Raw genomic sequence first — 14,469 nt, 5'->3', positions numbered from 1 at the left:
GATCACTCCACCGGCAATGAGGTTTTGTCGGCCTTTGTGCGGGTCTCGTCCGGGTGCGCACCCGTAACGAGATAGACGACCTGTTCCGCAATGGCAGTCACGTGATCGCCCATTCGCTCGACGTTTTTGGCGATGAAATGCAAATGCATGCAGGCGGTGATATTGCGCGGATCTTCCATCATGAAGGTCAGGAATTCGCGGAACAATGCGTTATACATCTGGTCGATCTCGCGGTCGCGGTCGATCACGTCCTGGGCCAGTTCCGCATCCCGCGCGATATAGGCGTCCAGCGCATCCTTGAGCATCCGCTCAACTTCCCTGGCCATGCGGCGCAAGGCGCCGGCGCTGTCGTCGACCGGTGCCATCTGAGCAAGAACGCCAGTCCGCTTGGCCATGTTCTTGGCATAGTCGCCGATACGTTCAAGGTTGGCGCTGACCTTGATCACGGTCAGGACCAGACGCAGGTCGATTGCTGTGGGTGCGCGCAAGGCAATGACGCGCGCTGCCTCTTCGTTAATGGATTCTTCAAGCGCGTCGATGACCTTATCAGCCCGGCGCACGGCTTCTGCACGCTCTTCATCGCGAGATTCCAGGCTGATCGCGGCCTCAAGAATAGCGTTCTCGACAAGCCCGCCCATTTTCATGATCTGCGCCTGAATGGCTTCCAGGTCGCGGTCAAAGGCTGATGCGATATGTTGGTCGTTCATGTGTTTGCTCCTCAGCCGATCCGGCCGGTGATATAGCTTTCGGTGCGCGGGTCTTCGGGATTGGTAAAAATCTGACCGGTCTCGCCGTATTCCACGAGGTTCCCAAGGTGGAAGAACGCCGTCTTTTGGCTCACCCGTGCGGCTTGTTGCATCGAGTGGGTCACGATCACCACGGAATAGTTGCGGCGCAGTTCGTCTATCAGCTCTTCGACCTGAGCCGTGGCAATGGGGTCAAGGGCCGAACACGGCTCGTCCATCAGCAAAACCTCGGGTTCGGTCGCCACAGCGCGGGCAATGCACAATCGCTGCTGTTGGCCGCCGGAAAGCCCTGTTCCGGGCGCGTCCAAGCGGTCCTTGACCTCGTCCCAGATGGCGCCCCGGCGCAGGGACTTTTCGACGATCTCGTCCAATTCAGCCTTGTTGCGGGCCAACCCGTGGATGCGCGGCCCGTAAGCGACGTTGTCATAGATCGATTTGGGGAACGGGTTGGGTTTCTGAAACACCATGCCGACTTTAGCGCGCAGCTGTACCGGGTCGACGCGCGGGTCATAAATGTCCTCGCCATCAATGCGGATATCGCCCGTCACCCGGGCAATATCAATCGTGTCGTTCATCCGGTTGATGCAGCGCAGAAAGGTCGACTTACCACAGCCCGAAGGGCCGATAAACGCCGTGACGGTCTTGTCCTGGATTTCGACGTCCACGTCCTTGATCGCATGGGTGTCGCCATAATGGACCTGCACGCCCTTGGCCGCGATCTTTACGTTGTTGGTGTCCACGTCTCTCTCCACAATTCGCATATCGTTCATGGGTCTATCCCCTTACCAGCGGCGTTCAAAGCGGCGCCGCAGGATCACGGCCAGCGTATTCATCGAAATCAGGAACCCAAGCAGGATGATGATACCACCCCAGGCCCGTTCGTAGTAGGCAGGGTCCGCCCGCTTGGCCCATTCATAGATTTGCGCGGGCATGGCCGAGTTGGGATCAAGCAAGCCACTGGCAATCCCGTCTGGCGCATTCGAGGCGATAAAGCCCACCATGCCAATCAACAAAAGCGGCGCGGTTTCGCCCAAAGCCTGCGCCAGACCGATGATTGTACCCGTCAGGATGCCTGGGGCCGCCAGCGGCAACACATGGTGAAACACCGATTGCATTTTCGACGCCCCTACCCCAAGGGCCGCATCCCGGATTGACGGCGGCACCGCCTTGAGCGAGGCGCGCGTCGAGATGATGATCGTGGGCAGCGTCATCAGCGTCAGCACGAGACCACCGACCAACGGCGCCGATTGCGGCAAGTGCATGAACTGGATGAAAACGGCCAGGCCCAGAATACCAAACACAATGGACGGCACAGCCGCCAGGTTGGCAATGTTCACCTCGATGAGGTCAGTCCAGCGGTTCTTGGGCGCGAATTCCTCAAGGTAAATCGAGGCTGCGACGCCGATGGGCAGCGCCAGTACCAGAACCACCAGCATCATGAACAGTGAACCAATCATGGCCACACCGATACCTGCGGACTCCGCCCGGCTTTCGGACGCATCCGCACCGGTAATAAAGGCCAGATTAAAGGTCTTTTGGATCACACCGAGCGGCACCAGAGCGTCGACGATATCGAGGTGGGCCGCGTCGATGTTCTTGTCACGCTCAACGTCTTCACGCTTGACGCGATCCTTGAGGTAGCCGTCGACCCGGCTGGCCGCCAGAATACGAAACGTGACCGTTTCCCCGATCAGGTCGGGATTGGCGATCACCGTATCGCGCACCTGCGCGGCGGCAGAGGCCGAAATAAGTGCCTTCATATCCTTGCGCTTGGTCAGCGGTGTGTCGATGTCTGCTTGCTCTATTTGCTGCAACACCGCGTCCTGGATCAACGGGTTATAGCCAAACGTCGATACCTTCTTGATATCTTCGATGTCGCGGTTGCCATTCTTGTCGAGCTTTGCCGGATCAAGGAAGACCGGAACGTTGATGAATGTCTGCTGGAACGCGCCCATGCCGCTGGAGACAATGGACACCAGCAGAACGATCAGGAAAAAGATCCCAGTGGCAATGCCCGCGATCCCGTACATGCGAAACCGCTTTTCGGCAGCCTTGCGCTTTTGCGTGCGCGCGTCGGCCTGCATGAGGGATGCGCGATGCGGCGCGTCGGACGAGGCGGGAAGGCTTGCGTCGGTCATTCATACTGCTCCCGGTATTTACGCACGATATAGAGGGCGAAGACGTTCAGCCCCAACGTCAGAACAAAAAGTGAAATGCCCAGGGCAAAGGCCACCAGCGCCTCGGGCGAGGCAAAATCGCTGTCTCCGGTAAGCTGCGACACGATCTTGGCCGTGACGGTCGTCATGGCCTCGAACGGGTTCAGCGACAGGCGGGCCGCAGCCCCTGCCCCCAGCACAACGATCATCGTCTCGCCAATGGCGCGGCTTGCGGCCAGCAAAACGGCACCCACGATGCCCGGCAAGGCGGCGGGCAGGACAACTTGTTTAATGGTTTCAGACCGCGTCGCCCCAATGGCATAAGAGCCGTCGCGCAACGACTGAGGCACGGCGTTGATGATATCGTCGCTGAGCGAGCTGACAAAAGGGATCAGCATGATGCCCATGGCGATGCCCGCCGTCATCACCGACCGACCCCCGCCCATCCAACCGGTGCCATCCTCGCCAAAGACGCTGACCAACAGCGGGCCAATGGTCAGCAGGGCAAAGAGGCCATAGACGATTGTCGGGATACCAGCGAGGATTTCCAAAAGCGGCTTGGCAATGCCGCGCACCCGCGGCGTCGCATATTCGGACAGGTAGATCGCCGAGAAAAGGCCCACCGGCACCGCCACAAAGAGCGCCACGATCGAGATATAGATCGTACCCCAGAGCAGCGGCAAGATACCCAGGCTTGAGGTGCCGCCGCGCCCCGAAAAGCTGGGCGACCATTCCAGCAGGGTGAAAAAGTCGATGGCAGGATAAAGGCGGAAGAATTCGACCGTGTTAAAGATCAACGACAGGATGATGCCGATGGTGGTCAGGATCGCAACCGAGGCGGCGGCGATCAAAATGGTCAGAACGCCGCGTTCCACCACGTTGCGGGCGCGAAACTCGGTGCCGCTTTGCATTGTGCCCCAAGCACCGCCTGCCAGCGCCAACAGCAGCACCACAATGGTCATCAGGCTTGACGATGTCGCGCTCATCTCGCGATAGGCCTGGGCCGCGTTGAGAATGGGTTGAGAGATATCACTGGTCACGACCTGACCCGCATCCCGTAGCATGTTCGAGATCGTCGTGGGATCAGCCCCCGCGCTGGCGGCGTCACCGGCACTGATGAAACCGGCCGCAACCGCGTTGTCCAGACCGTCCGCCGTTCGGCGTACCTCGGACATCACCAGGCCCATGGTGCTGCCCTCGGTCAGCATGCTGTCGGGGATCATGCCTGACACGCTGTTTTGCAGGATCAAGGGTTGCGCCAGCAGCCACAGGATCATGACGCCAAAGGCAGGTACAATCGCCTTCATCAGCGCATTGGTGCCATAGTAATTCGGGAGGGAATGCAAAGCCCGGCTGTCGCCGCCGGATGCGCGCAACGCCCTTTGCCGACCGCTTACAAACATCACGATGGAAATCGCAACGACGATCAGTGATAGCCATAGAACAGGCATGTGCCCCCCAATTCAGTCCCGCATGGCAAGCGCGGGCTTAGACGTGAATGCGGGCGGCACAGACTGCCGCCCGATTGCGTGGTTTCGGTTTGGTCACTTGGACCGGATCAGCTACCGCCGCCCATGATTTCTTCGTTAGACACGATGGCTTGGGTTGTTGCCAGCTCCGGGTCAGAAACAAGGCCGTACTCGGCCAGCGGGCCGTCTGGGCCTGCAATCTCATCCGCGACGAAGAATTCGGTGAATTCCTTGAGGCCGGGGATCACGCCCAGATGCGCCTTCTTGATGTAGAAGTACAAGGGACGCGACACGGGGTATTCAGCCGCCGCGATGGTTTCCGTGGTTGGCACAACGCCGCCCATGGTTGCGACTTTCAGCGTGTCGGTATTGTTCTCGTAAAAGGCCAGACCAAACACGCCAATGGCGTTGGAGTTCGCGTTGATCGAGGCCAGTGTCTCGGTGTAGTCGCCGTCGATGTCGACGGACTTGCCATCAGTGCGGACCGACAGGCACGCGTCTTCGGCGTCATCCTCGGACATGCCGCCCGCGATCATCGCTTCCATGGCTCCAGTCGCTTCGCAACCGGTCAGCAGAACCTTTTCCTCAAAAACTTCGCGTGTGCCGTGCTTGGTGCCCGGGATGAACGCCAGGATGTCAGCGGCTGGCAGGTCTGCGTTGAAGTCAGACCACTGCGTGTGCGGGTTGTCGACCAGCGCGCCATCCACCATCACCTTGGGGGCCAGAGCGTTGAAGATGTCGGATTGGGTAAAGGCGTCATAGGCTGGGCCATCGAGCTGGCTGGCAAAGACGATGCCGTCATAGCCGATGCGCACTTCGATGATGTCGGTCACACCGTTCTCGGCGCAGGCTGCGATTTCTTTTTCACGGATGGCGCGCGAGGCATTCGCGATGTCGGTATGCTGGGTGCCAACACCCTGGCAGAACCGCTTGAGGCCGGCGGACGAACCGCCCGATTCCACAACCGGTGTCGGGAAATCAAAGTTCTCGCCAAAGGCTTCGGCTACGATGGATGCGTAAGGCAGCACAGTGGACGAGCCTGCAACCTGAACCTGGTCACGCGCTGCTGCGGTGGTTGCAGCCATGGCCGTAAGGGCCAGCGCCGAAGTGGTGAGTTTCACAAAGGACATGAATGTCTCCTGTTATCGAATTTCGAGTGATCCCCCCCATGGGAACCTTGGCGACCGTCTATGGCGCTGTAGCAATGCTTTTGTGACAGTTGTGTAACAGTTTTATGAAGGCACCAGATTTGTGCACGAAACGCCGTACATGATGCCCCAGAATCAGACTTTTTCGTTTATTTTCTGAATTTTAGGGGATTACCCCACTCGCAGTTCCTGTCGCATCTTTTTCATCGAAAACACGCAATACGGATGCGCGTACTGCAAATGCTGCGCGGTTATGACGGTTCAGTCGCAAGGATGGGATGATTCTGACCGTGCAGCGCCCCGCGCTGTGAGCCAGATTTAGGTCATCACGTCATGTCGCGGCAGGATCACGGTGAATGTCGCGCCCCTGCCCAGCTCACTTTCCACCCGCAACCGGCCCCGATGGCGGTTGATAATATGTTTGACGATGGCAAGGCCCAACCCGGTGCCGCCCAAGGCTCGACTGCGATGATCATCGCCGCGATAAAACCTCTCGGTCAGTCGCGGCAGGTGCACAGGATCAATGCCCGGCCCATAGTCTGTGATCCGCACGCGTGCGCCCGGCGCGCGCAAGGCCGGTTCGCGGTCGTTCACACTCAGCTGCACGGTGATACGCCCACCCGATCCGCCATATTTGATCGCGTTCTCAATCAGATTGGTAAAGACCTGTTTGAGCTGATCCGCATCGCCGTTCATCTCGACCGGGTCAGTGCCGAAATCGGCCTCGATCTCGACACTCGCGTCCTTGGCCAGCGGCCGCAAAGTGCGCAAGGTGGAGTCGAGAACATCGACCAAAGACACCGTCGCCGTCGGACGCACCCGTTCGTCCCCTTCCACCCGGTTGAGCGACATCAGGTCCCCAACCAGTCGGTTCATCCGCTCTGCCTCGTCCTGCATGATGTTCAAAAACCGCTCGGATGCCGCTCGGTCATCGCGGGCCGGACCGCGCAAGGTTTCAATAAACCCCATGAGGGCGGTCAGCGGCGTGCGCAATTCGTGGCTGACATTGGCCACGAAATCGCGGCGCATCTGGCCGGCAGTCTCGACCATGGTCATGTCTTCGAACACCAGCACAACCGCGCCCGCCGCATTGCGCCCGACGCCCTGAACCGCCCGGCAGCTTACCCGAAAGGTGGTGTCCTGTGCGCCGTCATTGCTGAGATAGCGGGTGGTGCGCGCCACGCCGTCCTGCAAGGTCGCCTCGATCGCATCCAGCAACGCGGGTTGGCGCAACATCGAGACATAGTTCATGCCGACCGCCCGTCCGCCGATGAGACTGCGTGCGTCAATATTGGCCGCGATGATCCGTTCAGAGCCGTCAATGGCCAGGGCGGGCAGCGGGATTGCGCCCAGCAATGCCTCAAGCGTGTCGCTGGTCATGGCTCGCGCCCCTACTCCGCTGCCGCTTCGACCGCCGCAGTGAACACGTCGCACAACGTTTGCGGGTCTTCGAGGCCGACAGACACCCGAAAGAAGCCTTCGGACATGCCCAGCTCGGCGCGCCGCTCTGTTGTCAGTGCCCGGTGCGACGAGGATGCGGGGTGCGATACTGTCGTACCCACATCCCCCAGCGTCGGTGCAAAGTTCAACCCCTGCGCGGCCCGCGCAAAGGCATTGGCCTGCGCCCGTCCACCCGGAATTTCAAAGCTGACCATGTTGCAGTTCTGCCCCTTGAGAAGGGTAGCCGCTTGTTCCCGGTCGGGATGATCCGCGCGGCCCGGGTAAATAACCCGTTTGACCCCCGCCAACCCGCTTAAGTGATCGGCCAGAACCGCCGCCGTCGCCTGCGCCCGGTCAAACCGCAGATCAAAGCTCAGCATGCCCCGTTCCGCCAGCCAGCAATCAAAAGGGCTGGGCGTCATGCCCGTGGTCACCGTGAACACCCGCAAGCGGTCGTTCAGAGCCTTATCCCTGGCCGCCACATAGCCCAGCATCACATCGGAATGCCCCGCCAGCAGCTTGGTGATCGAGTGGATGACAATATCCGCTCCGTGTTCAAAGGCCTTGAAGGCGCGCGGCGTGGTAAACGTGTTGTCGACCACCAGCAGCACACCCGTCTCACGCGCCAGCGCCGCGAGTCCCAGAATATCAGCCACACGCAAGGTGGGGTTGGACACAACCTCGACCAGAATCATCCGCGTCTCAGGGCGGATGGCGGCGCGCACGGCGTCCACATCGCCGGGATCAACCATCGAGGTTTCGATCCCCAAACGCGGCAGGTCTTCGGACATCATCCGCAAAGAGCGCCCATAAAGCTGGTTGCCGCCGATTACATGGTCACCCGCCTTGGTCAGGCCCAACAAGACGGCCGACACAGCGCCCATTCCGCTGGAACAGAGCACACCCATATTTGGCGCCCCTTCCATCCGGTCGATGGCCTTGGCGACCACGTCGGCGTTGGGATGGCCCTCGCGGCTATAGGTATAACCGTGCATGTCCCCCTCATACTGCGCGTCCAGCATGTCAGGCGTGTCAGACGCATAGACCACCGAGGGGCTCAGCGGCGTTACAACGGGGCGCGACGCGCTGTCGGGCAAAGGCGTCGGGCGCATCAAGGACCCACGGTCGTTTTTCATTGGCTCACCTCTTTCATCTCTTCGCGAAAACGGCGCATGTTTTCCTGGTAATGCAGGGCCGAGGCGCGCAGGCCCTGAATCGCTTGTGCGTCCAGTTCCCGCACAATTTTGCCCGGCGCGCCCATCACGAGAGAGCCGTCGGGGATGACCTTGTTTTCCGTGATCAAGGCCCCTGCCCCGATCAGACAATTCTTGCCTATCTGTGCGCCATTCAAAACGGTCGCCCCCATTCCGATCAGAGAATTTTCCCCGATGGTACAACCATGGAGCATGACCTTGTGGCCAATGGTGCAGCCCGTGCCGATGGTCAGCGGAAAGCCCAGATCGATATGCATCACGCAGTTTTCCTGCACGTTGGTGCCAGCACCGATGCGGATTTCCTCGTGATCGGCGCGGATCGTGCAACCGAACCAGACGCTGGCGGCCTCTTCCAAAACGACCTGACCGATCAGATTTGCATCAGGGGCTACCCACGTGTCGGGGTGGATGTCGGGGCGTTTGTCGCCCAAGGCGTATAGGGTCATGGCAGCTCCTCGAACTGGGCTTGCAAGGTGCGCACGTGATCCGAAAGGCGCGGCTGTTGCGCAAATTTCAGACGCTCGGCGGCGACAATGGTTTTCAGCTTGGCTTCGGTCTCGTCCAGATCCTCGTTGATCAGCACGTAATCATAGCCATCCCAATGGCTGATCTCGTCCCAGCTTTTGCGCATGCGTTTGGCGATGACCTCTTCGCTGTCCTGACCACGGGTGACCAACCGGCGGTGCAATTCGCGGATCGAGGGCGGCAAGATAAAGATCGACAGCGCATAGGCCCCCAGCGCCGAGTTGCGGATTTGTTGTGCACCTTGCCAGTCGATATCAAAAAGAACGTCGCGCCCCGCCTCGATAGCGGCTTGAACGGGTGGTTGGGGCGAGCCATAGGAATGGCCAAACACATGCGCATGCTCCAGCATCTGTCCATCGGACACCCAGGTGCGAAACCGCGCCTCGTCTATGAAATGATAATCCTTGCCGTCCACTTCGCCGGGCCGCGGCTTGCGCGTCGTGGCCGAAACCGAAAAGGACAGTGTCGGATCCCACTCCATCAACCGCTTGGCCAAGGTGCTTTTTCCGGCACCCGAGGGCGACGACAGAATAATCAGCAATCCACGCCGGTCAGCCATTGGGGTCTACTCCACGTTTTGGACTTGTTCGCGCATCTGGTCAATCAGCACCTTGAGGGCCAGACCGATCCGCGTCAGCTCTGCATTCTGCGCCTTGGAACACAGGGTGTTGGCCTCGCGATTGAACTCCTGCATCAGGAAATCGAGCTTGCGACCGATGGCGCGGCCCTGCGCGATCAAATCGCGGGCGGCGGTGACATGCGCGGTCAGGCGATCAATCTCTTCGGTCACGTCCGCTTTGACAGCCAGCAGCGCCAGTTCCTGGGCCACCCGGTCGGGATCGGCCCCATCGGTGTTATCCAGAACGCGGGCCAGATTGCGTTTCAGTGTCTCGGCCACATCCGCCTTTCGCGCCTCGGCAACGGTCGCGGCCTCTGCCGTGAGCGCCTCGATCTGGTCCAACTGATTGCGCAGAACATCACGCAAGGCAGCACCTTCGGCCAACCGCATCGCATCAAAGGCGTCGAGCAGCGCGGGCACATCGGCCAAAACAGCCGCCCGCAAAGGGGCCGGGTCATCTTGGGCTGCGGATTGCTCCATTATACCGCGCATGGCCGCAATGTCGCTGGCCCGTGAGGGCGCAAGGGACAGACCCTGATCCATTGCTTCGGCTTCAATCTCCAGCAAGGCGTGCACCACCGCCTTCATCTGGATCGCACTGACGGCCAGCTTGGCCACAGCATCCTCGCGGTTGACGCGCAGGCCGACGGTCACATTCCCGCGCTGCACACGCGCCGCCACCAAGGGGCGCAATGCCGCCTCAAGCCCGTCAATCCAGTCTGGCACCCGCAGGCGCAAATCAAGGCCCTTGCCATTAACGCTACGGACTTCCCAAGCCCAGCGGAACGGGTCCATAGCACCGGTTTGTGCGGCAAAGCCTGTCATCGAACGAAGATCGGTTTGGGGGTCTGCTTTGGTCATGACTGTGGCTTTAGGGCGAACCGCAGGCTCAGGCAAGCCAAAGCCCGCTCGCATCATCTTGTGTCGCGGCGCCGTAGGTTAACCATTTGTAAGGATTTAACGCCAATTACCCTGCAAATTTGATATGCATTGTGTCGAGGACAACCACATTGGACGTGTCCATGTACCGAATAACCAGTGAGAGACGCAGGCAATGGACAAATCTGACCCGAAGGCCCACAATATTGTTGCAATGACAGAATTTCGCGCAGAGATCGGATACTCCGCAATTTCCCAGGTTGAGGCCTATTGGGAAGGTCTGCGTGGTATGCGGATGATGCCCAAGCGGTCCGAGATTGACCCGCGCGGGATCGAATCCGCCCTGGAATACACGTTCGTGCTGGAACGCATCGCCCCCGGCATGGCTCGCATCCGCATTGCCGGCAGCCACCTGAGCGATCTGATGGGGATGGAGGTGCGCGGCATGCCGCTGACCTCCTTCATTACGCCCCCCGGGCGCCGTCAGGTGTCGGACGCGCTGGAGGAAGTGTTTCAACGCCCCGCCGTCAGCGAATTGCGACTGAGCGGTGAAGTTGGTGTGAACAAACCCCACATGGATGCGCGTTTGCTGCTCTTGCCGTTGAAAAGCGATCTTGGCGACGTCAGCCGTGTTTTGGGCTGTTTTGTCGCGCAGGGCGACATTGGCCGCGCGCCGCGCCGATTTGACGTTGTGGGGGCCAAAATCCGCTCGATCTCTGCCCCATCGACCTTGCCCGCCTCGCAGCCTGATCCCAAGCCCGAGCCTGCGCCGATGCGCACCGGCGTCGATGGCTTTGCGGAACCCAAGGTGCGGTTTGAGGCGCACGCGCCCCGGCCTGATGTGCCCTATCTGCGTCTGGTCAAGAACGACGACTGATCATCTCTATCAGGCACGAAAAAAGGCGCGCCCGGATCAGCCGAACGCGCAATTTCTTCGTCGTCGGTTTTTTAGCTGGCCGCGCGCGCCTTGGCCCGTGCCGAACGCAGGTTCGACAGTTCTTCTGCCACCAGGAACGCCAATTCCAGCGATTGCGACGCGTTTAGGCGTGGATCGCAGGCCGTGTGATACCGGTCGCTCAGATCCTCGTCGCTGACTGCACGCACGCCACCGGTGCATTCGGTGACGTCCTGGCCGGTCATCTCGAAGTGCACGCCGCCCGGCACAGTGCCTTCCGCCTCATGCACGCCAAAGAATTCGCGCACCTCACGGAGCACCGAGTCGAAGGGCCGGGTTTTGTAGCCCGTGGACGACTTGATCGTGTTGCCATGCATTGCATCGCATACCCAGGTAACATTCGCCCCTTCCTCGCGGACAGTATTGATCAGGCGCGGCAGATGTTCGCCCACCGCCCCCGCACCAAATCGCGCAATCAAGGACAAGCGGCCCGGCTCGTTTTCAGGGTTCAATTTGGCCATCAACAACTTGAGGTCGTCGCTGGTCATGGTGGGACCACATTTCAAACCGATGGGGTTCAGAACCCCGCTGGCAAATTGCACATGAGCCCCGTCAGGCTGACGCGTACGGTCACCGATCCAGATCATGTGACCCGAGCCGGCAAGCCACTTGCCAGAAGTGGAATCAAGCCGCGTCAGCGCCTCTTCATATTCCAACAGCAGAGATTCGTGGCTGGTGTAGAATTCCACGGTCGAGAATTCATGCGTCGTGTCGGCGTCGATGCCTGCGGCTGCCATGAAATCAATCGTGTCCTGAATGCGCGTGGCAATCTCGCGGTATTTCTCGGCCCCGTTGCCCTCGGCAAAGCCGAGCGTCCAGGAATGCACCATGTGCATGTCCGCAAAACCACCGGTCGAAAAGGCGCGCAGTAGGTTCAGTGTTGCCGCCGCCTGGGTGTAGGCTTGCAACATCTTGGCCGGATCGGGGATCCGCGCCTCTGGCGTGAAGGCCAGATCGTTGATGATGTCACCGCGGTAGCTAGGCAACTCGACGCCGTTCACTGTTTCGGTATTGGCCGAACGCGGCTTGGCGAACTGACCGGCCATGCGGCCTAGCTTGATCACGGGCACCTTGGCGCCGTAGGTCAGCACCATGGCCATCTGCAGCATTACCTTGAACGTGTCGCGAATGCTGTCCGCGCTGAACTGCTCAAAGGATTCCGCGCAATCTCCACCCTGAAGCAGAAAAGCGTCGCCGCGACCAGCCGCACCCAGATGTGCCTTGAGCCGACGGGCCTCACCCGCAAACACCAAGGGCGGATACTTGGAGAGCTGGCCCTCGACGGCATTCAGTGCCGCTTGGTCAGTATAATCGGGCATCTGTACCCGGGGCTTGGCGCGCCAGTCAGATTTTGTCCAATCGTTCATCGTCTCTCTCCGCAAAATGTTAGCGATCCCATGATCGCGGTCCCTCTATACAAAAGGCTGGCCGAGGTGACCATATCCCAAATGCGCCCTCTTGACGCGGCGTTTGGCCCGTGCTCAAGGTCTTTTGCAGGCAATAAACAGCCGTGTGTCCCCGGGGCACCGATAACAACAGGAACCCGCCGCAATGTCGACCTCGCGCCCGGCCACCCGGACCCATGACGACACGCACAAACCTACGCGTTACGTGTTTGTACTCCTTGATAATTTCACCCTTCTTTGCTTCTCCGCAGCCATTGAAAGCCTGCGTATCGCCAACCGCATGGCCGAACGCGAATTATACAGCTGGCGCATCATCGGTGAGGGGGGCGAGATCGCCCATTGCTCGGCCGGGGCGGGCTTTGCCCTTGATGGTGATCTGGATGAATTGAGCCGCGATGACGTGGTGATGCTATGCGGTGGGATTGACGTACAAGCGGCCACCACCAAACGTCTTTTGGGCTGGCTGCGCCGCGAGGCCCGCAAGGGCGTGTCTGTCGCAGGTCTGTGCACCGCCGCATACACCTTGGCCAAGGCCGGATTGCTGGACGGGAAAAAGGCGACGATCCACTGGGAAAATCAGGACAGCTTTGCCGAGGAGTTTCAGGAGGTCGAGCTGACCAAGTCGGTCTTTGTCGTGGATGGCACGCGTCTCACCACGGCAGGCGGCACCTCCTCCATTGATCTGATGCTCAAGCTGATTGCCGATGATCACGGTGAAGAACTGGCCAATGCGGTGGCCGATCAGCTGATCTATTCATCGATCCGGACCGATCAGGACACCCAGCGTTTGTCCGTGCCCACCCGTATCGGCGTGCGCCACCCGAAACTGAGCCAGGTCATCCAGATCATGGAGCAAAACATCGAAGAGCCGATCAGCCCTTCGATCCTGGCCAAAGACGTGGGCATGTCGACCCGGCAATTGGAACGCTTGTTCCGCCGCTATCTGAACCGGTCGCCCAAGCGTTATTACATGGAATTGCGCCTACAAAAGGCCCGCAACCTGTTGATGCAGACCGATATGAGCGTGATCAACGTGGCGTTGGCCTGCGGCTTTGCGTCGCCTTCGCATTTCTCAAAATGCTACAGGGCGCATTATGACACGACGCCCTATCGTGAGCGCGGGACGCATGCCGCACGGCTGTCGATCTAGAGGATTAGAATCGGTCCATGATCGATTTGGCCGTCGAGTTCAACACAAACTCTAGAACCACGATTCCATCGTCTCGGCGATGTAAAAGTGCATAGTAGAACAGATAGCCCGTCAGTCCCGACCAATAGGCACGCGCCTCTTGTTCGAACCCATTTTCAAGTGTGACTGACTTCAGGATTTTCACGTTTTCGAAGTCGCGCACATAAAGAAAATCCAACTGTCGTTTGAAGTTCTCCAACTGTTCCTTGGTAATTGCGTCCCCGCCCCCCAATTGAACGACCAATGGAATGTAATCCCGTGACATAATCTGCGCATCCACGTAGGCCTAGTAGTCGTCATATGTAGGGAAGAAGGACGTCTGTTGCGCAAAAGCGCTTCACGGCAAGATCAGGATCAAGGCATAAATAAGGAAACGCGGCATCTACAACTCCTGATTAGGTAGTGCAGGAAATATCCGCGATGGCAGCGAAGTCAACGCTACAACCGCTTATCCTTTGCGTCTGCTCTAAAAAACCTTATCGCGACCACAGCTTTGCCCAATCTTGGCTCGGTTTTGCAGATAACCCCTGCGAATGAACCTGTTCCTTGCTAAGATGACGCCGCATATGCGCCTATTTGAACTGATCCGTCAGCAAGAGCTGCGGCGCGGGCAGAAAAAGGACGCAGCAGCGCCAACGGGCACAGCCTCTGACGCGTTTTTGGCGCGGGCGGTGACGTCCCTGACGCGGTGAGCCTCGACTAAGGACCGATGTTCGACGAAAA

15 protein-coding genes are annotated in these 14,469 nt (G+C 59.5%); 3 read left to right on the top strand and 12 right to left on the bottom strand.

Features of this window, described 5'->3' with window-relative positions; translation table 11 throughout:
• Nucleotides 1-2: 2 nt before the first annotated feature.
• From phoU to Q1A44_RS13980, 10 genes are all read right to left on the bottom strand, one after another.
• Complete coding sequence (gene phoU, locus Q1A44_RS14025; protein WP_299626273.1) at nucleotides 3-707, bottom strand: phosphate signaling complex protein PhoU; 705 nt, start codon at nucleotides 705-707, stop codon at nucleotides 3-5.
• Between the two features lie 11 nt (nucleotides 708-718).
• Nucleotides 719-1,516: a phosphate ABC transporter ATP-binding protein PstB gene (pstB, locus tag Q1A44_RS14020; protein ID WP_299626270.1), complete on the bottom strand. Its 798-nt coding sequence runs from the start codon at nucleotides 1,514-1,516 to the stop codon at nucleotides 719-721.
• Nucleotides 1,517-1,528: 12 nt separating this feature from the next.
• Nucleotides 1,529-2,884 (bottom strand): phosphate ABC transporter permease PstA, encoded by a 1,356-nt coding sequence (gene pstA, locus Q1A44_RS14015; RefSeq protein ID WP_299626267.1) that lies wholly within the window; start codon nucleotides 2,882-2,884, stop codon nucleotides 1,529-1,531.
• Nucleotides 2,881-4,353 (bottom strand): phosphate ABC transporter permease subunit PstC, encoded by a 1,473-nt coding sequence (gene pstC, locus Q1A44_RS14010; RefSeq protein ID WP_299626264.1) that lies wholly within the window; start codon nucleotides 4,351-4,353, stop codon nucleotides 2,881-2,883. Before pstC ends, pstA begins: the two co-directional genes overlap by 4 nt.
• Before the next feature lie 107 nt (nucleotides 4,354-4,460).
• On the bottom strand, nucleotides 4,461-5,501 hold the full coding sequence (locus Q1A44_RS14005; protein WP_299626261.1) for a substrate-binding domain-containing protein: 1,041 nt from the start codon (nucleotides 5,499-5,501) through the stop codon (nucleotides 4,461-4,463).
• A gap of 336 nt (nucleotides 5,502-5,837) precedes the next feature.
• Nucleotides 5,838-6,899 (bottom strand): ATP-binding protein, encoded by a 1,062-nt coding sequence (locus tag Q1A44_RS14000; RefSeq protein WP_299626258.1) that lies wholly within the window; start codon nucleotides 6,897-6,899, stop codon nucleotides 5,838-5,840.
• A gap of 11 nt (nucleotides 6,900-6,910) precedes the next feature.
• Nucleotides 6,911-8,095, bottom strand: coding sequence for an aminotransferase class I/II-fold pyridoxal phosphate-dependent enzyme (locus Q1A44_RS13995; protein ID WP_299626255.1), 1,185 nt, complete (start codon nucleotides 8,093-8,095; stop codon nucleotides 6,911-6,913).
• On the bottom strand, nucleotides 8,092-8,619 hold the full coding sequence (locus tag Q1A44_RS13990) for a gamma carbonic anhydrase family protein (RefSeq protein WP_299626252.1): 528 nt from the start codon (nucleotides 8,617-8,619) through the stop codon (nucleotides 8,092-8,094). The genes Q1A44_RS13995 and Q1A44_RS13990 overlap by 4 nt, the downstream gene beginning before the upstream one ends.
• Entirely contained in the window at nucleotides 8,616-9,257 is a 642-nt protein-coding gene (gene gmk, locus Q1A44_RS13985; RefSeq protein WP_299626249.1) for a guanylate kinase, read from the bottom strand. The genes Q1A44_RS13990 and gmk overlap by 4 nt, the downstream gene beginning before the upstream one ends.
• A gap of 6 nt (nucleotides 9,258-9,263) precedes the next feature.
• Complete coding sequence (locus Q1A44_RS13980; RefSeq protein ID WP_299626245.1) at nucleotides 9,264-10,178, bottom strand: YicC/YloC family endoribonuclease; 915 nt, start codon at nucleotides 10,176-10,178, stop codon at nucleotides 9,264-9,266.
• Nucleotides 10,179-10,410: 232 nt separating this feature from the next.
• Here Q1A44_RS13980 and Q1A44_RS13975 point away from each other — a divergent pair, with 232 nt between their 5' ends.
• A complete protein-coding gene (locus Q1A44_RS13975; protein WP_299626242.1) occupies nucleotides 10,411-11,073 on the top strand; it encodes a PAS domain-containing protein in 663 nt (220 codons plus the stop codon).
• Between the two features lie 71 nt (nucleotides 11,074-11,144).
• On the opposite strand, the gene Q1A44_RS13970 is transcribed toward Q1A44_RS13975, so the two are convergent.
• Nucleotides 11,145-12,518 (bottom strand): class II 3-deoxy-7-phosphoheptulonate synthase, encoded by a 1,374-nt coding sequence (locus Q1A44_RS13970; protein ID WP_299626239.1) that lies wholly within the window; start codon nucleotides 12,516-12,518, stop codon nucleotides 11,145-11,147.
• A 184-nt stretch (nucleotides 12,519-12,702) separates the two neighbouring features.
• On the opposite strand from Q1A44_RS13970, the gene Q1A44_RS13965 reads away from it, so the two are divergent.
• The gene (locus Q1A44_RS13965; protein ID WP_299626236.1) at nucleotides 12,703-13,707 is read left to right on the top strand and encodes a GlxA family transcriptional regulator; all 1,005 of its coding nucleotides are present in this window, start codon (nucleotides 12,703-12,705) and stop codon (nucleotides 13,705-13,707) included.
• A gap of 4 nt (nucleotides 13,708-13,711) precedes the next feature.
• Here Q1A44_RS13965 and Q1A44_RS13960 read toward each other — a convergent pair whose 3' ends face one another.
• Complete coding sequence (locus Q1A44_RS13960; RefSeq protein ID WP_299626234.1) at nucleotides 13,712-14,011, bottom strand: hypothetical protein; 300 nt, start codon at nucleotides 14,009-14,011, stop codon at nucleotides 13,712-13,714.
• Between the two features lie 268 nt (nucleotides 14,012-14,279).
• On the opposite strand from Q1A44_RS13960, the gene Q1A44_RS13955 reads away from it, so the two are divergent.
• Nucleotides 14,280-14,438 carry a hypothetical protein gene (locus Q1A44_RS13955; protein ID WP_299626231.1) on the top strand — a complete coding sequence of 53 codons (159 nt, stop codon included), beginning with the start codon at nucleotides 14,280-14,282 and terminating at the stop codon, nucleotides 14,436-14,438.
• Nucleotides 14,439-14,469: the final 31 nt, after the last annotated feature.

The sequence above is a fragment of the uncultured Tateyamaria sp. genome (assembly GCF_947503705.1).
Classification (GTDB): domain Bacteria; phylum Pseudomonadota; class Alphaproteobacteria; order Rhodobacterales; family Rhodobacteraceae; genus Tateyamaria.
This window is presented reverse-complemented; position numbering and strand designations above follow the sequence as displayed.